This is a genomic window from Janthinobacterium sp. B9-8 (assembly GCF_000969645.2).
In the GTDB taxonomy this organism is placed as follows: Bacteria; Pseudomonadota; Gammaproteobacteria; order Burkholderiales; family Chitinibacteraceae; genus Iodobacter.
Genome location: NZ_CP014222.1, coordinates 1,068,029 through 1,085,963 on the forward strand (window position 1 = coordinate 1,068,029; position 17,935 = coordinate 1,085,963).

The 17,935-nt window shown below is 51.1% G+C and carries 18 protein-coding genes; 11 read left to right on the forward strand and 7 right to left on the reverse strand.

Translation table 11 applies throughout. The features are described 5' to 3' along the window. Positions 1–86: 86 nt before the first annotated feature. The 9 genes from purU to gspK all read left to right on the forward strand — a co-directional run bounded on the left by purU (position 87) and on the right by gspK (position 5,717). Positions 87–938, forward strand: coding sequence for a formyltetrahydrofolate deformylase (purU, locus tag VN23_RS04720; RefSeq protein ID WP_046349907.1), 852 nt, complete (start codon positions 87–89; stop codon positions 936–938). A gap of 114 nt (positions 939–1,052) precedes the next feature. Beyond that, on the forward strand, positions 1,053–2,249 hold the full coding sequence (gspF, locus tag VN23_RS04725; RefSeq protein ID WP_046349908.1) for a type II secretion system inner membrane protein GspF: 1,197 nt from the start codon (positions 1,053–1,055) through the stop codon (positions 2,247–2,249). 228 nt (positions 2,250–2,477) lie between these two features. Next, positions 2,478–2,903 (forward strand): type II secretion system major pseudopilin GspG, encoded by a 426-nt coding sequence (gspG, locus tag VN23_RS04730; RefSeq protein ID WP_046349909.1) that lies wholly within the window; start codon positions 2,478–2,480, stop codon positions 2,901–2,903. A gap of 34 nt (positions 2,904–2,937) precedes the next feature. Then, entirely contained in the window at positions 2,938–3,444 is a 507-nt protein-coding gene (locus tag VN23_RS04735) for a GspH/FimT family pseudopilin (protein WP_052746353.1), read from the forward strand. Then, a complete protein-coding gene (gene gspI, locus VN23_RS04740; RefSeq protein ID WP_046349910.1) occupies positions 3,437–3,808 on the forward strand; it encodes a type II secretion system minor pseudopilin GspI in 372 nt (123 codons plus the stop codon). Before VN23_RS04735 ends, gspI begins: the two co-directional genes overlap by 8 nt. Continuing rightward, positions 3,795–4,394: a type II secretion system minor pseudopilin GspJ gene (gene gspJ, locus VN23_RS04745; RefSeq protein WP_046349911.1), complete on the forward strand. Its 600-nt coding sequence runs from the start codon at positions 3,795–3,797 to the stop codon at positions 4,392–4,394. Before gspI ends, gspJ begins: the two co-directional genes overlap by 14 nt. Next, positions 4,391–4,597: a hypothetical protein gene (locus tag VN23_RS04750; protein WP_046349912.1), complete on the forward strand. Its 207-nt coding sequence runs from the start codon at positions 4,391–4,393 to the stop codon at positions 4,595–4,597. The genes gspJ and VN23_RS04750 overlap by 4 nt, the downstream gene beginning before the upstream one ends. Next, entirely contained in the window at positions 4,594–4,800 is a 207-nt protein-coding gene (locus VN23_RS04755) for a hypothetical protein (protein WP_046349913.1), read from the forward strand. The genes VN23_RS04750 and VN23_RS04755 overlap by 4 nt, the downstream gene beginning before the upstream one ends. Next, a complete protein-coding gene (gene gspK, locus VN23_RS04760) occupies positions 4,797–5,717 on the forward strand; it encodes a type II secretion system minor pseudopilin GspK (protein WP_052746354.1) in 921 nt (306 codons plus the stop codon). Before VN23_RS04755 ends, gspK begins: the two co-directional genes overlap by 4 nt. 68 nt (positions 5,718–5,785) lie before the next feature. Here gspK and VN23_RS04765 read toward each other — a convergent pair whose 3' ends face one another. From VN23_RS04765 to VN23_RS04790, 6 genes are all read right to left on the reverse strand, one after another. Further along, the gene (locus tag VN23_RS04765) at positions 5,786–7,111 is read right to left on the reverse strand and encodes a sensor histidine kinase (protein ID WP_231743347.1); all 1,326 of its coding nucleotides are present in this window, start codon (positions 7,109–7,111) and stop codon (positions 5,786–5,788) included. Positions 7,112–7,160: 49 nt separating this feature from the next. After that, positions 7,161–7,859 (reverse strand): response regulator transcription factor, encoded by a 699-nt coding sequence (locus tag VN23_RS04770; protein ID WP_046350171.1) that lies wholly within the window; start codon positions 7,857–7,859, stop codon positions 7,161–7,163. A 67-nt stretch (positions 7,860–7,926) separates the two neighbouring features. Next, on the reverse strand, positions 7,927–9,072 hold the full coding sequence (hemH, locus tag VN23_RS04775; protein WP_335339391.1) for a ferrochelatase: 1,146 nt from the start codon (positions 9,070–9,072) through the stop codon (positions 7,927–7,929). 70 nt (positions 9,073–9,142) lie between these two features. Next, positions 9,143–11,059 (reverse strand): transglutaminase TgpA family protein, encoded by a 1,917-nt coding sequence (locus VN23_RS04780; protein ID WP_046349915.1) that lies wholly within the window; start codon positions 11,057–11,059, stop codon positions 9,143–9,145. A 146-nt stretch (positions 11,060–11,205) separates the two neighbouring features. Continuing rightward, positions 11,206–12,147 (reverse strand): DUF58 domain-containing protein, encoded by a 942-nt coding sequence (locus tag VN23_RS04785; RefSeq protein ID WP_052746356.1) that lies wholly within the window; start codon positions 12,145–12,147, stop codon positions 11,206–11,208. Positions 12,148–12,160: 13 nt separating this feature from the next. After that, a complete protein-coding gene (locus VN23_RS04790; RefSeq protein ID WP_046349916.1) occupies positions 12,161–13,072 on the reverse strand; it encodes an AAA family ATPase in 912 nt (303 codons plus the stop codon). 251 nt (positions 13,073–13,323) lie between these two features. Between VN23_RS04790 and VN23_RS04795 the strand changes: the two genes are divergently transcribed. After that, positions 13,324–14,208, forward strand: coding sequence for a histone deacetylase family protein (locus VN23_RS04795; RefSeq protein ID WP_046349917.1), 885 nt, complete (start codon positions 13,324–13,326; stop codon positions 14,206–14,208). 101 nt (positions 14,209–14,309) lie between these two features. After that, complete coding sequence (locus VN23_RS04800; protein ID WP_046349918.1) at positions 14,310–16,340, forward strand: hypothetical protein; 2,031 nt, start codon at positions 14,310–14,312, stop codon at positions 16,338–16,340. 54 nt (positions 16,341–16,394) lie between these two features. Here VN23_RS04800 and VN23_RS04805 read toward each other — a convergent pair whose 3' ends face one another. Next, positions 16,395–17,861 (reverse strand): inorganic phosphate transporter, encoded by a 1,467-nt coding sequence (locus VN23_RS04805; protein WP_046349919.1) that lies wholly within the window; start codon positions 17,859–17,861, stop codon positions 16,395–16,397. Between the last annotated feature and the right edge of the window lie 74 nt (positions 17,862–17,935).

Sequence of the window (17,935 nt, forward strand, 5' to 3'; positions counted from 1 at the left end):
AAATTAGGCTGAGATTGCATTGCATTGCTGCTGTATGCGGGCGTTGCTGCTAGAATTGGCAACGGATTTTAGAGCTGAGTAAACGAATGAATACCGCAACACTACTGATTAGTTGTCCAGATCGAAAAGGTTTATCTGCTGCGATTGCCAATTTTCTGTATACCTATAACGCCAATATTGTTCACGCTGATCAGCACCAGGACGAGACAGAAAACCTGTTTCTGATGCGGATTGAGTGGGATGTCACCGATTTCACTTTGGATATGAGTGCATTTTCTTCGGCTTTTCAGCCGATTGCGGATCGCTTCCAAATGACATGGTCGGTGGCGCTCTCTGCCTGCCGCCCTAAGGTGGCTGTTTTTGTTTCTAAATACGATCATTGCTTGGTTGATTTATTGCATCGGCATAAAAGTGGCGAGTTGCGCTGCGATATTCCCTTGATTATTTCTAATCATGAAGATTGCCGTGGTTTAGCGGATTACTATGGTATTCCTTATCATGTTATTGCCGTCACAAAAGACAATAAGGCTGAATCAGAACAAGCCCAGCGTGCATTACTGGAAGCCAATCAGATTGATTTAATTGTGCTGGCGCGATATATGCAGGTATTAAGTCACGAATTTACGGCGTCTTATCCGCAGCGGGTGATTAATATCCATCATTCATTCCTGCCTGCCTTTGAAGGGGCCAAGCCTTATCACCGTGCTTTTGCGCGCGGAGTTAAATTAATTGGCGCAACCAGCCATTACGTTACAGAAGTATTGGACGACGGCCCTATTATCGAACAAGATGTCATGCGTATTTCACATCGTGATGATATTGATATGCTGATTCAGAAAGGCCGTGATTTAGAAAGAATGGTGCTTTCCCGTGCTGTGCGTGCTCATCTTGAACATCGTATTTTGGTTTATGCAAAAAAAACGGTGATCTTCTCTTAACAGCAAATTGAAAAACAATATGGCCGAGTTTTTCAATACGCTTAGAAAAAAATAATAAAGAATGATAACTCCCGCTTTATATGATTCAGCAATTGGGCTGTTTGGAGCCCAAGCATGACGGCTTTTCGTTATCGTGCAGTTAACGAGAGCGGCAAAGCGGCGCGTGGCGTGGTCGAGGCGGAAACGTCGCGCTTAGCCAAGGGCCTGCTGCGATCGCAGGGCTTGTGGGTTTCTGAGCTGGAAGAAATTGCCGCTACCGGGGCTAAGGGTGAGCGTGGCCTGGGCACGGCCAAGCTCTCTTTGCTGACGCGTCAGCTGGCGACTTTGCTTGATGCAGGTTTGCCGATAGAGCAGGCTTTATCGGTGCTGATTGAGCAAAGCGAAGTCGAGCGGGAAAAACAACTGGTTGCGGCATTGCGCAGTGAAATTTTAGCCGGGTCATCTTTTTCTCAAGCGCTCACGCGCCATCCTCGTGTGTTTCCAGAGCTTTATCGCACCATTGTCAGCGCGGGTGAAGAATCTGGCAAAGCTGCTGCCGTGATGCAGCGGCTGGCGGATTACTTAGAATCGCGCGCTTCTTTGGCCTCTAAAGTTGGCTTGGCCTTTATTTACCCTGCGGTGGTGATGTTTGTTTCGGCTTTGGTGATTGTTGGGCTATTGACTTGGGTTGTGCCGCAGATGGTGACGGTGTTTCAAAGCGCCAAACAAACGCTGCCGCTGCTCACCCGATTATTGCTCTGGGCCAGCCAGTTTGTGCGTGATTGGGGGCTGATTTTCTTTGTGCTGTTGGTGATTGCCTCGGCGGCAGGCTGGCATGCACTTAAAAAACAAGCGGTGAGACGGCAGTTTGATGCCTGGCGTTTAAAGCTACCTTTAATTGGTCGCTTTGAGCGCACTGCGAATACGGCGCAGCTAGCGTCTACTTTGGCGATTTTAGTAGGCAGTGGTGTGCCACTCCTGAGTGCTTTGCAGGCCGTAAGTGGGGTATTGGGCAGCTTGCCCTTGCGCGATGCGGTGGCAGAGGCTGCCAAGCAAGTGCGTGAAGGGATGACGCTGTCACGGGCATTGGCGGTGAGTAAAATGTTTCCACCGGTGCTGATTCATCTGATTGGCAGTGGCGAGGCGACAGGGCGCTTGGAGCATATGCTGGAAAAAGCCGCTGCTCAGCAAACACAAGAATTAGAAAATAGAGTCTCTACCTTTACCGGCCTGCTTGGCCCCCTGATGGTGTTATTAATGGGAGGGGTAGTGCTGGTGATTGTATTGGCGATTCTATTACCTGTTTTTGAAATGAATCAGTTAGTTAAATAAAAGGCTGATTTTACCTCTTATTTAATAATGGCTATTTAGTTAGGTTTATTGAGAACTGCGCTCTGTTTTTGAATTTGTGGGGCGGGTGAAACCAGCGGGCAATACTGACTAAAGATGCGGGTTTCACCCCCCCTTGTGATATTTATAATGAGTTTGAATAAGAGGCATAGCCCGGTAAAAGGCTGTTTACAAACGAAACATAATGGCTTTAATAAAAGGGAGTATTAAATGAAACGCAAGCAAGGCGGTTTTACGCTGATTGAAATTTTGGTGGTGATTACTATTCTGGCTATTTTGGGCGCTTTGGTCGTGCCTAAAATTATGAATCGCCCGAATGAGGCGCGCGTTGTGGCGGCCAAGCAGGATATTCGCTCTGTGGTGCAGGCATTAAAACTATATAAGCTTGATAACGGCCGCTACCCAAGCACCGAGCAGGGCTTAAAAGCACTGGTAGAAAAGCCAAGTGCAGCGCCTGTGCCTAATAACTGGAAAACGGGCGGTTACTTAGAAAAGCTGCCCAAAGACCCTTGGGGTAGTGATTATCTTTACCTTAGCCCTGGCATTAAAGGTGAAATTGACGTGATGAGCTACGGAGCAGATGGCCAGCAGGGTGGTGAAGAGACGGATGCAGATATTGGTTCTTGGGATATCTAATGCAGCATATTCAGCTCACACCTAGCGCCTGCCGATGAAAGCGATGCGCCAGTTTGGTTTTACCCTGATCGAAATCCTAGTGGTGCTCTCTATTATTGGCATCATTATGGGCTTGGCTGTGGTACGTCTGGATTTATCGGATGGGCAAAGGGTGGAGCGTGAAGCCAGCCGCTTGGCTGCATTGTTTGAATCGGCGAGAGATGAGGCCATTACGGGCGGGCAGGCGATTGCCTGGTCATCTGATGGCCTTGGTTATCAGTTTTGGTTACAAGATGCACAAAATAACTGGCAATCGATTGCCACTCACGATTTACTCAATCCCCGTGTGCTGGAAGAAGTGCGTGTTGAGGGCTTTTCTGTGAATTTGCGTGAGCGCCGTATGGGTGAGCGCTTGGTGTTTGAGCCTTCAGGGGTGAATGCGCCATTTAGCTTGCAATTACGCTTAAATAACAGTCGTTTAGAATTGGCGGGCGATGTGATGGGGCGAGTAGAAGTGCGCCAACCCAATGCATCGGCCCCGGCGGTGTTACCTCATGAGTAAAGCTAAGGGTTTTACTCTGATTGAAGTGCTGGTGGCGCTGGCTGTGATTGCCATCGCGATGGGGGCGGCGATGAAAGCCACCTTGGCGAGTACCAATAACGCCATCGAGCTTAAAAGTCGTACTGCCGCAGGCTGGGTGGCGCAAAACCGTTTGAATGAGCTGGCTGCACTTGGTGCGTGGCCCGACATTGGCACGACAAGTGGCGCTGAGTCGCAAGCGGGCATGGATTTTGTGTGGCGTGTGGAAACCGGAGGTTCGCCAAACCGCAGCTTTCGCCGTATCGAAATAAAGGTTTTTTCTGCTGGCGAGAGTCAACACGCGGCGGCTACTTTGGTTAGTTATCTTGCTCATGTTCCCCATTAAAATGCTCAGGCCCAAACAAGTAGGCTTTACCCTGCTGGAAATCTTAATTGCGCTGGCCGTGTTTAGCGTGGTCACGCTGATTTCTTATAAGGGGCTGGAGTCAGTTGCGCAAACACGCACGGCTTTGGATGCTGAAGCCAAACGTTGGCGGGATTTATCTCTCGTGTTTGATCGCATGGAAGAAGATGTAAGTCAAACAGTGGATCGGCCTTGGCGCGATCAGGGTGGGGTAGAGCAGGCCGCGATGCGTGGCACCAATAAACCTGAGCGCAGGGACGATCAGCCGCTAGAGTTGATCCGTTTGGATCGTAATCGGGATGCTTTTCATGTGGCGTATCGCTTAAATAATGGCAGCTTAGAACTCCTGCTCTGGAATGCACTCGATCTGGGGCCGCGTGAAGAGCCGCAGGTGCATGTTTTGCTTGAAAATATTCGTGGTTTTGAGGTTTCTTTCCTGGATACGGCGAGTCAGTGGCAAGCCAGCTGGCCTCCGGCTGGCAATAATAAAGTGCCACCGCGTGGCGTAAAAATAAAACTCACCCTCGCCGATGACACCACCGTACAAAGGATTTACACCCTGCCATGATGCGCAAACAAAGAGGCGTTGCGATCATTACTGCCGTGCTAACCGCTGCCTTGGTAACTACCCTTGCGGTGGCAATTAATTGGCTGCGGCAGTCGCTATGGTTGCGGCAGTTAGAAAATCAATTTAAAGCGCCACAGGATGGAAGAGTAAAACTTACACTAGCCCACTACGCCACCGTACAAAGGATTTACACCCTGCCATGATGCGCAAACAAAGAGGCGTTGCGATCATTACTGCCGTGCTAACCGCTGCCTTGGTGACTACCCTTGCGGTGGCAATTAATTGGCTGCGGCAGTCGCTATGGTTGCGACAGTTAGAAAATCAATTTAAAGCGCCACAGGATGGAAGAGTAAAACTTACACTAGCCCACGACGCCACCGTACAAAGGATTTACACCCTGCCATGATGCGCAAACAAAGAGGCGTTGCCATCATTACTGCTGTGCTAACCGCTGCCTTGGTGACTACTCTTGCGGTGGCCATTGCTTGGCGGCAGCAGCTGTGGTTTCGGCAATTAGAAAATCAATTTGATCTGGCCGAAGCACGCGGCATTGCCCGTGCCTCCATTAATCTCGCGCGGCTCACCTTGCGTGATGACGCACGCAATAATCAGATCGATCATCAGCTCGAGCCGTGGAATATTCCTATTCCGGCGATTCCTGTAGAAACAGGGCGGGTTGGCGGGCGTTTATTAGAGCAGCAAGGGCGCTTTAATTTAAATAATGTGGTGCAAAATGGCACTTTAAATGAGGCAGGGTTTGCTGCATTTCAGCGTCTATTGCAAACTTTGGGCTTGCCGCTGGATATCGCCAATGCGCTGGTCGATTGGCAAGATGCAGATAGCCTGACGCGCTATCCTGGTGGTGCAGAAGATGTAGAGTATTTAGCGATGCCTGAGGCCTATCGAGCGGCCAATCGCTCCTTGTTGGATATTCAAGGCTTATCGCGAATTCGTGGCTTTACGCCGGAAGTGATTGCAAAGTTAGAGCCGCTGGTCAGCGTATTGCCGCAATCGACGCCTGTGAATGTGAATTTTGCTGGCCCTGAAGTGCTATCAGCCATTATTCCCGGCTTGTCGGTCTCTGCAGCGCAAGGTGTGGTTGCAAAACGCGCTGGCAAGTATTTTAAAAGCGTCGAAGAATTTAAACTTGCTTTGCCTCAGCAGTTGCAAGCTAGGGTTTCTTTGGAGGCGATTTCAATTCAGAGCCGTTACTTTATCAGCGAAGTAGATGCGCATTTTGGTCGGGTGAATATGAGTTTTCAAGCGCTGCTGGAGCGTAAAAATGATCAGATTCCACGCATTGTTTGGTTGAGAAGGCGTTAGGTGTGCATTGTAGGCTGGGTGGATGAGCCGTTTGTTTATCGTTTAAAAGACTGCGTCATCCTGAAAAATTAGCCCGTTTTAATTGGCAGCATCACCCGCACAATCAGCCCATGTGGTTTGGCATCGAGTAATTGAATGCTGCCACGATGTCTTTCGGTGATTTCCTTGACGATGGCCATGCCTAGGCCGCAGCCGTTGCCGGTTTGTTCGCGGCGGTAGAAGCGCTCGAATACGCGTTCTTTATCCGAATCCGGAATCCCCGCGCCATCGTCTTCTACTTCCACTACGTAGTGCTCGCCTTCGATGCTGAGGCGGACGGTAATATTACAGCCGCGCGGGATGTATTTAATGGCGTTTTCGACCAGATTGGTAAAGAGCTCGCGCAGTAGGGCGGAATTGCCATTCATTGGCGCTTCAGAAACGTCGGTGTCGCAGCCCAGATCCATGCCCGCTGCCAGAGCACGGGGCACACATTCTGCGGTTAGCTCTCGGATGAGTTTGGCTAAATCTAAAGCAACGCGTGGCATGCCTTTGGCACTATCTGGCTCTGATCTTGCCAGTGTGAGTAATTGATTCACCAAGTGGATGCTGCGATTGGCGCTGGTATGCACCATAGAGAGCCGATTGCTCAGCCCTTCCGGTGTGGTTTCGCGCATGGCCAGCTCGGTTTGCGATTTTAATCCGGCTAGCGGGGTTCTGAGCTGATGCGCGGCATCGGCAATAAAGCGGCGCTGTCTGGCGACACTTTCATTGGTGCTACTTAATAAATGATTAAGCGCCGAGGTGAGCGCGCCGACTTCTTCTGGCTCGTTATCGAGTTGCAGCGGGGAAGGGTCTTGGCCGGAGTGTTCTTCTACCCGGCGTTGCAAGCGGGCTAAGGGCAGCAGGCCGCGGTTGATCCCCCACCAAACCAGAAAGCTCATGGCAAAAATTAGTAGGGCTAAAGGCGCGGCGATAGCAATTAAAATTTCTTTGGATAATTGGCTGCGTGCTTCGGTGCTTTTACCAACCTGTACATGCATCCATTTCTTTTGCTGGGTAATTTCAACTGGGAAATACAGCGAAACAATGCGCAGTGATTCGTTCTGAACCATTGCATCATAAAAAACAATGCGGCTGTCGGGCTGTAAATGTGAGGGAAGCGAGGGCAGCTCGCTATTACTAAAAATAACGCCGCCTGAATTGAGCGACACCATATAAAACAGGCGCTCGTCGTAATCGTCTTCAAGTAAAAGCTGGAGTGCGCGTGGAAAATCAATAATCAGTCCGTTGTCCTGCGGCTTGATTTGTCGCCCGATGGCGCGTGCGGTTTGTAGCAGGCTATTATCAATAGCAGTGTTGGTGTAGTGCTTGGCTACGTTGTAGCTTAAGAACGCACCGGCAAGCCAAAGCACCCCCTGCGGTATAAGTAACCACAGGAGGAGCTGTCGCTTTATTGAGAATTTACCCCTCAACATCCTGCGCTTGAGCTGGTTGCTTCTCGAGTAAATAGCCAAGACCACGGATAGTACGGATCACTACGCCGCAAGGATCAAGCTTCTTGCGTAAGCGGTGTACGTAGACTTCGATTGCGTTCAGGCCCACTTCGGCATTTTCTGAACCTAATTCGCCCACGATCTGCTCTTTGGTCACCACACGATCAATATTGGACATTAAAATTTCCAATACGGTGAGCTCACGGGCAGAAAGATCCAGTGGCGTGTCATTACACCAAGCGCGTTGACCAGCGCGATCTAAACGCAGATTGCCCAATTGCTGTACGGACTGCGGCAAGATTTTGCTGCGACGGAGCAAGGCACGCAACCGCGCTTCAAGTTCTGTGAACTCAAATGGCTTGGCAAGGTAATCATCGGCACCTGCATCTAAACCGGCTACGCGATCTTCCAAACCATCAAGAGCCGTCAGGATCAGGATAGGTAAAGAAGGTTTGTGCTGACGAACGTTTTTTAAAACTTGCAAGCCATCCATGTTTGGCAGGCCAACGTCCAACACCACAACTTCGTAGTCGTTGTGCAGTAAAATTTGTAAGGCAAGAGCGCCATCGTTAACACAATCAACTTGAAAGTCAGCCTGAGACAGGCTGGTTTTCAGAGCATCAGCGAGAATTAGGTCGTCTTCAGCGAGAAAGAGCTTTGTGCTCATGTTCTGAACCTCGTTTTGTAAGAATAAGCTTACCGGCAGTTTAACTGTAATTTCTTTAATACCCAAGTTAATTTTGCGCACCTAAAGCCTGGGCCCTGCTTAATGTGCATTGTTGTGTATTGTCTATAGCAGTGTTGTCAGTAAGTAGCCAGCCAGAAAGCTCTTTTTTTGTCAGCGCGGTTAAAGCATCTATCCAAAGAGGTGAATCATTAAGGCAGGGAATGAAGTGGTAGTCCTTACCACCTGCCTGTAAATAGTCTTGCTTTCCTTCGATAGCAATTTCTTCCAGTGTTTCTAAGCAGTCAGCAATAAAGCCAGGACAGACCACATCCAGCCGACCCGTAGCTGCCTTGCCTAGTTTTTTTAGAGTGGCGGTCACATAAGGTTGCAGCCATTCGGCACGGCCAAAGCGGGATTGAAACGCCACGGTGTATTCAGATTCGGCTAAGTCTAGCTCTTCAGCTAATAAGCGGCCGGTTTTACGGCAGTAGCAGTGATAAGGATCGCCCTTATCCAAGGTGTAGCGCGGTACGCCGTGAAAACTCATTAATAAATGATCTCCCCTGCCTTTGGCTTGCCAGTATTCACGAACGCGGCCTGCCAGCGCTTTGATATAGCCTTCATCATCATGAAAGCTGCGCACAGTACGGATGGCGGGCTGATTGCGATAGGTGGCGAGCACCCGTCCTACTTCATCAATCACGGTGGCACTGGTGCTGGCCGAATATTGTGGGTAGAGAGGCAGGATGAGTAATTTTTCACAGCCTGCAGCTTTCAGCTTATCCATCTGCGCTGCAATCGAAGGCTGGCCATAGCGCATGGCATATTCAACTAAAACCTCGCTGTGGCCTTGCTCACCCAGCCAGCCTTTTAAAAGCTTACTCTGCTTTATTGTCCAGACTTTTAACGGGGAACCTTCGCTCATCCATACACTTGCATACTTAGCTGCGGTTTTATTCGGGCGAAAGGGCAGAATAAAAGCGTTGAGAATCACCCACCAAACGGCTCTTGGGATTTCTACCACACGTGGGTCAGATAAAAACTGGCGCAGATAAGGACGAATGGCTGCGGGATTAGGCGCGGCAGGCGTGCCTAGATTAACCAGTAAAACGCCGATACGGCTGGCTTGATCGTGACGAAAAGGCGGTTCAGGTAAAAAAGTGGGCATGGTGGCGGGCTCAAATGGATTGTCCAGGGTCTGTTGACGATTCATTCACAATTGCGCCGAGCCGTGAATGAAACGTCAACAGACCCTCGATCATAACAGGCAAAGCACGGTTAAATTACATGTGAAAATGACGCACTGCTTTCTGCAGCTTTAAAAGCGCAGTGTCATCCTTTCCATAACGGCTAGCGATGTAGAGCTGGGTAATGTAATAAATGGCGTCATTGTACTGAGGTAATTGCAAGCCAGCACGCTGGCCAAACGTAAGCGGGCCTTCATTGGGCTGCAGGGTGCATCCTTTGCGGGCCAGTCTGCGAGCAAAGCGTTGCCAAGCTCGGTGGGCGGGATCGGGTTTGGGGGCGTTGTTTCGGGTGGCGAGTAAAAACAGGGCGGCAAGAATAAGGCTGCTGGTCAGCAGCATACGCAGTATAAATTCGCTGGATAGAACATCCGGAATGCCTAGTTTTTTGAAGAGCTGGCTTTGCTTGCGTGAATCGTAGCCCATTACCCATTGATTCCAGCCGTTAATCAAATTGTCCCAGTTTAAGCGCAGCTCATGGATCCATGCGGGCGGTGCGCCATCCATAAAGGGCAGTGCGTCGGTCTGATTAAGCCCGATGTTTAAGCCATCATTGATCCGGGAAGGGGCGATCACGGCGGTGGGGTCGACCCTTTGCCAGCCGCTTTGAGCCAGCCAGACTTCGGTCCAGGCATGGGCATTGGCCTGGCGCACGATCAGGTATTTGCCGCTGCGATTCCATTCTCCTCCCTGATAGCCACCTACCACGCGGCTGGGTATGCCTGCGGCCCGCATTAAAAAGGTGAAGCTGCTGGCGTAGTGTTCGCAAAAGCCCTGTTTATGGATAAATAGAAAATCGTCGATGCCATTAGCCCCTTGATTAAGAGGGGGCTGCAGGGTGTAGCTAAAGCCACCCTGACGTAAAAATTGCAGCCCTTTATTAATGCGCTCCATGGGTGGAAGTGCTTGCCAGCTGCGGGCGAGCTGTCTGGCCTTTGGGTTGCCTGATTTGGGTAGTTGTAATGCGCTAGTGAGCGTGTCATCGCTATGGGTGCGCCAAACCAAGGCGCTGCTTAAACGATAGCGCTGCCGTTGGGTGATCGGGTTGCTATTGACGGCTTGCAAGCGGTTGCTGATGAGCGCGGTGTCTGGTAGCTCGGTTGGCATATCCAGTGCGAGCAACCAGTTTCGGTTATGCGGCTCCATGGTGATGGTGTAGCTGATGATGGGGCCTCGTTTTTCGATAGCTGGGCCGCCTGCCTGGCTGATTGGGGCTTGCAACCAGGCTTCCCCGTCAAAAATATCGAACACCGGCCCGCGCCAATACCTTGTGGCGGCTTTAGGTATGCTGCCTTCAAACTCTACCCTGAAGGCAACCGACTCATCGCGCGCTAATTTACTGAAATTGCCGGGGCGCATTTCATCGCCTAGGCCAGTGCGTGCGCCGGGTTGTTCGTCGGGCATGCTCCAAAGAGGCGGCAGGCGCGGGAAAAAAACAAATAAGAACACCGCAAACGGTAGCGCTTCACACAGCATATAAAACACCTGCTTTCCAAGTGCCTGCCAGGATTGCGCACTTTGCCATTGCATCAGTTGCCCCGTGATGGCCAGCATAGAGAGCGTGGCCCAAGGGAAAATCCATACCGAGGACACACTAAGAAAACCGGCCCCCAGTAAAAAATAAGCGAGCAAGCTGATGACTTTAACGTCACGCTGGGTACGGGTTTCAAACAGCTTAATGGTTGCAAGGCTGGCCAGCGAGGCCACGCCCCCTTGCCTGCCGATTAAGGTGCGGTATTCCAGCCAAATCAGCAAAAATAATCCGACGGCCAGTAAGAGGCTGAACAATGTGGGTGGCAGTGCTTTCCCGCTATAGGCAATCCAGCTTCGCCAGAGCAGAAGCAGGGCAAGACTGAGGGTGTGCCAAGCGCTAAATTGCAGGCAAAGCGGCGCGAGTACCAGTGCAAATGTGGCGATCAGATATTGCAGCGGCATTCGGGCGAGTGGCGTGTGCATAAATAAAGATTAAGTGTCCAGATTGTTGGGCTTGGGAATACTCAAAAACGAAAAAAATGGCTTTATATAAAGTTTGTTTTTTTTGGGTGAAACACCGTGTTCTCTGTGCCACCGTGTCTCAAGATTTGGGTTTTGCTGCGTAATTATCAGTGATTAAATAAGGCCAATGCATTGAGGCAGTTTATTTGATGGGCCTCGCCCAGAGCGGGCTCGATAGATTGAGTAGGAAGCGATAAACCATAGGGCGTGCCGAGCTGTTGCGCTGCTAAAATCCATGCCGCCAATCTGGATAAACGCGCTTCGCTATCTAACCCGGAGAGTTGATTCCAGCTAAACACCTGAGCAGATGCGCCTTGTGAGTCAAAAAACTTAACGGGCAGAGATTCACTATGTGCTGCATGTTTCCATGCGATTCTGCGTAATGAATCGCCCTGCTGATAGGGGCGGATGCCGGCGAAGTCTTCCTCCCCCCGCCCGATGGTATTGCCCTGATCGTGATCAATTTGCCAAGGGGGAGGATCGTTTTCTGGGCAAGGCCAGATTAAGCAACGTGCTGGGCTGTTTAAATAGCTCCAGGCATGACACCAGCCCACGGGGTAACGGCTTGATAAATGCAAGGTGGGTGCATTTAGCCAGCCGCGCTGCTGGCTGAGCAAAGGAACGGCAAGCTCAACCTCGTGTTCAATCAGGTTGGCACTCACGGTGGGCTGGTTTTTAAACTGAAATAAAATAGCGTGCCGGATCAGCTTGCTGCCATGGCTGATATGGAGCGGAAAAGAAGCGATTTCTCCGGCAAATACGGCAGGCGCATCAAAAAGCTGCAAGCGAAGTTTTAATAAATTTCTAAAAGTGCGCAGCAGCACAGCATGGCCTAAGCCCAGCAGACTAAAGGCAAATAAATAAGCCAAGCTGAGCTGGTAATTAATCGCACCAATTAAAATCAGCAGGGCGGTAAAGCAGAAGGCATAGCCAAAGCCGCTAGGTAAGATATAAATGCGATCGTATTTGAGCGTCATCACGCTGCTCTGGGTGGGGTGCCGCTTAGCAAACCAGTGTTGGAGCCAGCGTTGCTTGAGTTGATTGAGCATTGCAGCCCCAAACTTAAGGAATCGGTGTTTCTAAAATCAGCGCCTTTACCATCTCGACAGCGGCTTTACCGCTGCTGGGCATCACTAGCCGGTGCTGGGTGACAGGCACAAACACCGCTTGAATATCTTCAGGTAGAACTAACTCTCTGCCATCCAGCCATGCCCATGCTTGTGCGGCATGCAGTAAGCCTAAGGCTGCGCGCGGTGATAAGCCGCACATAAACCGCCCTGGCTGGCGTGATGCGGCAATCAGTGCTTGCACATAATCGAGTAAGGCGGGGGCAATATGTACATTGCGGACGGCTTTCTGGCTTGCTTGTAAGTCACTGCTGTCAATAGCTTCTGCCAGTGTTTCAATTAAATGGCGTCTATCTGTTCCTGCCAGCATGGCTCGCTCAGCATGCGTATCCGGGTAGCCCAGCTCAATGCGCATTAAAAAACGATCAAGTTGCGATTCGGGTAGCAGAAAGGTGCCTATCTGATGCGATGGATTCTGCGTGGCAATCACAAAGAAAGGCTCGGGTAACGGCCAAGTGGTGCCATCTGCCGTGACCTGACCCTCTTCCATGGCTTCAAGCAGGGCGGATTGGGTTTTGGGCGAGGCACGGTTAATTTCATCGGCTAGCAAAAGTTGCGTGAATAGCGGGCCATGATGAAATTGAAAGCGCTGATTGTCCCGGTCAAAAATCGATACCCCCGTGAGGTCTGCAGGGAGCAGGTCGCTGGTGAATTGAACGCGTTGGAACTTTAGCCCCAGCGTGCGGGCTAAAGCATGGGCCAGCGTGGTTTTGCCTACACCGGGCAAGTCTTCGATCAGCAAATGGCCTTGTGCAAGCAGGCAAGAGAGGGCCTGACGAATTTGCACTGGCTTGCCGAGAATGATGGCTTCAAGTTGCTTAAGAACCGCAGGCAGGCGTGGTGCCATGGTATGGCTTCCTGTTTATTTATCACTTCAGTGTTGACCATGAAAGGCAAACTGTCTATTCGCTTTCGTTGCCAGTGCATTTGCCAAGGGCGTAAACTAGTCGTCAGAATAGCTTGTGCTTAGGGCTGAGGCAGCCTATTGCTGGCTGAATAAAAATGGATTTAAACAGGCGGCGATGGCGGCTTGTCTTCAGAGGGGTAGTGCCGGTGAGTAGTGGTCCAAGCGCTTATATTAGTCACCCCGCCTGTGCCATGCACAATATGGGCAAGGGGCATCCTGAGTGCGCGGAGCGCTTGGAGGCGATTAAAGATCGCTTGATGGCGGCAGGGATTTGGGATTTTTTGCTGCATATGGATGCACCCGCGGCGACGCGGGAGCAACTGGCGCGCGTGCACGGTATGGCGTATTTAGACAGGCTGGCCATGATTTCACCCACGCATGGCTTTGTGCATGCTGATCCTGATACCGCCATGAACCCGTTTACTTTGCGGGCGGCGTATCACGCTGCAGGGGCGGGGATTGCTGCGGTGGATGCGGTGATGCAGGGCAAAGCCGCTAATGCTTTTTGCGGGGTGCGCCCGCCGGGCCACCATGCAGAAAAAAACAATGCTATGGGTTTTTGTTTTTTTAATAATGTGGCCGTCGCAGCGCGGCATGCGATCGAGCAATACGGATTGGAAAGAGTGGTGATTGTTGATTTTGATGTTCACCACGGTAATGGCACCGAAGATATTTTTTGCGAAGACCCTCGTGTGATGATGGTGAGTTTTTTTCAGCATCCTTTTTTTCCTTATTCGGGCGATATCCCACGCGGCGCGAATATGCGTAATTTTCCTATGCCGCGCGGTACTACTGGCGCGCAGTTCCGTGACCTGGTGATTGAGCAGTGGTTGCCGGTATTAAATGAATTTGCGCCGCAGTTTGTTTTTATCTCGGCGGGATTTGATGCTCATTTAGAAGACGAAATGTCGACGATGGGTTTGGTCGAGGCTGATTATGCATGGGTGACTAAACAGCTGATGCAGATCGCCGATCAGTATGCCGAGGGCCGGATTGTATCGTTTTTAGAAGGCGGCTACGATCTTTCGGCCTTGGGGCGGAGTGTGGCGGCGCATATCAAGGCCTTGTCTGATTAGGCAGGCATCTGACATTTATTAAATCTTGCGACCATCTGACAAGCTTCTGTGCCTTACCTTTGCTATAAATGCCACTGGGATGACAATAAGTGAGCAGGGCGATGCGGGGCATTTTTTTACTTCTGCTGTTTAGTGTGCTTGCTGCCTGCGGTGGTGGTGCAAGTGATGTAACAAGTGGTGCGGCAAGCGCCGTTGCGGTGGCCAGCGGTGCGGCCCAGCTTTCGCTTACTTTGCAGAATGAGGCTGGGCAGGTTTCTACTACGGTTTATGCCAACTCGATTGCTCCGCTTATTGTGCATTTAAGTGATGCAAAAGGTTTGCCGCTGAGTAATCGAGTGGTCAAGCTGGGCGTTACCACTTCTTCCCTCGGTAAAATTAGCCCTGATACAGTGCTGACCGACGCCTCCGGGCGGGCGCAGTCGCAGCTGATCACTAATGACAGCACAGGGGCTGATGCCATCAATGCCAGTATTGAGATTGAGGGTAAATCGTATAGCACCGCTTTTAATTACAGCGTCAGATCGCTTAATTTTGCCCTGAGTGCCTTAAAGCTGGATTTAACGACGTTGTCTGCGGGAGGAAGCGCGGGGGTGTCGCTTACGCTGAGTAATAGCGAAACAGGGCAGGCATTAGAAATGCCGGTGAGTGTGAGCTTTAGCTCGCCCTGCGCTGAGGCGGGCAAAGCACTGCTGTCTTCCCCTGTTCTGGCGATTATTAATACGGTCAATGGAGTCAAAACCGCTACGGCGTCAACGACTTATCAGGATAAATCTTGCGCTGGATCTGATGAAATTACCGCCACGGCCACCTTGGGCGGGGTGAGCCGTTCAACAAAAGCCAGCTTAAGCGTGCTTGCCGCAGCAGCAGGCAATATTGAATTTGTAAGTGCGGTTCCTGATCTGATTTCTTTGCCCGGCATAGGCGGCAATACCAGTGCGGTGCTGCTGTTTAAAGTGAAAGATCTGCAAGGCGCAGCGCTGGGCGGGCAGTGGGTTGATTTTGCTTTGAATACCAATGTTGGTGGGATTTCTTTGGTGCAAAGTGCGGGCCAGAGCCAGCCCGGCACAGGGCTCGTGCAGGCGGTGGTGAATGCGGGCTCAGTCAGCACGGTGGTACGGGTAACCGCAACGCTACGCGGCACATCGCCCCTGATTAGTAGCCAGTCTAATGCGTTAACGATTTCTACGGGTTTGCCGCATCAAAATGGCTTTAGCCTATCGGCAGATGTGTCTAATCCCGAGTTTTATAGTGTGGATGGCAATAGCATTGTATTAACTGCTCGGGCATCAGATCGCTTTGGTAATCCGGTGCCCGATGGCTCTGCTGTCAGTTTTATGACCGAGAGCGGTATCGGAACCATCACACCACGTTGCACGATGGTGAGCGGGGCTTGCAGTGTGACGCTGCTGAGCTCAGGCAATCGGCAGAAGCTGGTCGGAGCAGGGCGGATGACGGTGCTGGCGCAAATGGTGGGTGAGGAAAGTTTTAATGATCTCAATGGCAATGGTGTATTTGATACAGGAGAGAGCTGGTCGGATCAGGGAGAGGCCTTTTTAAATGCCGATGAAACCGCCCATGCCGCGCCGCTGGCCTTGCTGGCGGTGGATGGCAGTGCGTATGTTGAGCCCTTTGTCGATTTTAACGGTGATGGGGTATACAACGCGCCGGATGGGCAATACAACGGTGTGCTGCGTGCTGCAAGCATCCCTGCTTCTGTGGCCAAAACAATCAATGTATCGAGCCGTGGTCTGATCGTCTGGTCGGGCAGTTCCCTAGGTAGCAATGTGCTGACTTACCCCATGAGCCCCAGCAAATTATGTGCGGCGGGTAGCCTGATCAGCCAGTTTGCCTTTGCAACAAGAGATGGCAATGGCAATGTGCTGCCGGCTAAAACGCAGGTTGACTTAGAAATCACACAAACTGTGCTGGTGGATATCTTGGGCAATGCCATTAATAATCCCGCGCAATTATCCGGGCTGACAAGCTTTGCAATCCCAAGCACGATAGTCGCTTCACAGTTTAATGGCACGGTATCTGCCGTGGCCTGCCCGATTCCGGCTGATGCGCAGCTGGTAGTAAAAGTGAAGTTTCCAAGCGGGGTGGAAACCTCACAAAGCGTGCCGTTGAACTGAGTGCCCCAATAAAAAAGGCCATGTCGATCAACATGGCCTTTAAGTGTTTACTCTTTATTTAATCCAATAGCTGGCGGCAATAAATAAGCCGCCGGACAGTGCCATTGATACCGGCAGTGTCAGTACCCACGCCAGCAAGATATTTTTCACTGTCTGGCTTTGCAGGCCGCTGCGATTGGCCACCATGGTTCCTGCTACAGCAGAGGATAAGACATGGGTAGTGGAAACCGGCATGCCGGTGAGGCTGGCAATGCCGATGGCCGACGCTGCGGTAATTTGAGCGGCCATCCCCTGGCTGTATGTCATGCCCTTATTGCCAATTTTCTCGCCAACCGTTAGTACAATCCGCTTCCAGCCAATCATGGTGCCAAGGCCCAGCGCAAGGGCTATTGCCACAATCACCCACTGTGGAGCGTATTCGGTGGTGGCGGATAGATCTTTACGCAGGCGATCTAAATCGGCTTTTTCTGCTGAAGTAATGCTTGGTAATTTGCTGACTTTTTTGGCGGTATCGTCAAGGCAAAGCAGCAAGCGACGTACACGGATGCGCTCTACTTCAGGCAGCTGATCATAATTATGAATACCCGCTAGCTTAGTGACCAACTCATTGCTTGCTGGCATGGTTTGCTGTGTGTCACATTTGAATTGTGGTGGCAAAGGCGTGTGCGCATCCGGGTCGATATAGCTATTGAGCCGGTAGCTGTTACGGCTGTAAAACTGCTGCAAATGCAGGGCCGCATCGTGAGTGCGCTCAATTTGATAAGTGGTGCTGGCCATATCTACTACAAACTTCCCCGGCACAATGCCGATCAATACCAGCATCAGTAAGCCAATACCTTTTTGCCCGTCATTGGAGCCATGCGCAAAGCTGATCCCCATTGCTGACAGAATCAGCGCAACACGCGTCCAGAAAGGGGGATGTTTTTTGCCATCTAAGGCTTTGCGCTCATCCGGGGTGTTGTGCATGCGGGAATCGGCTTTGAATTTTTTTAGTAGCAGCAGCAATCCTCCGGCAACAAGAAAACCGACGGTGGGCGAAATAAGCAGTGACAGCATAATATCGATGGCTTTTTGGGTATTGATCCCTTCAAGCAGGGGGATGTTTGTCATCCATGCATTGGCAATGCCTACGCCCAGAATGGAGCCAATCAGGGTATGCGAGCTAGAAGCCGGTAAACCCAGGTACCAGGTGCCTAGGTTCCAGATAATCGCGGCAGCCAGCAGGGCAAAGACCATAACCAGCCCTTGCCCTGAGCCTACATTGAGCAGCAGTTCAACGGGCAGTAAATGAACGATGGCATAAGCCACACCCAGCCCGCTCAGCAGTACACCAAAGAAATTACAGATGCCAGATGCAACCACAGCAAGGTGGGGTGGCATGGCTTTGGTGTAGATGACGGTGGCAACGGCATTGGCCGTATCGTGAAAGCCGTTAATAAATTCGTAGGTAAGTACAAAGCCAAGGGCCAGGACCAGGCTGATGGCAACGCCGTAGTCAAGGCCACTAAAAATATCGGGCATGGTAGGGGAAGGTGAGTGATAACGGCGCGATTATGCCCCAAAACCGCCATACCCTGTTTTGATTTCAGCCGTAT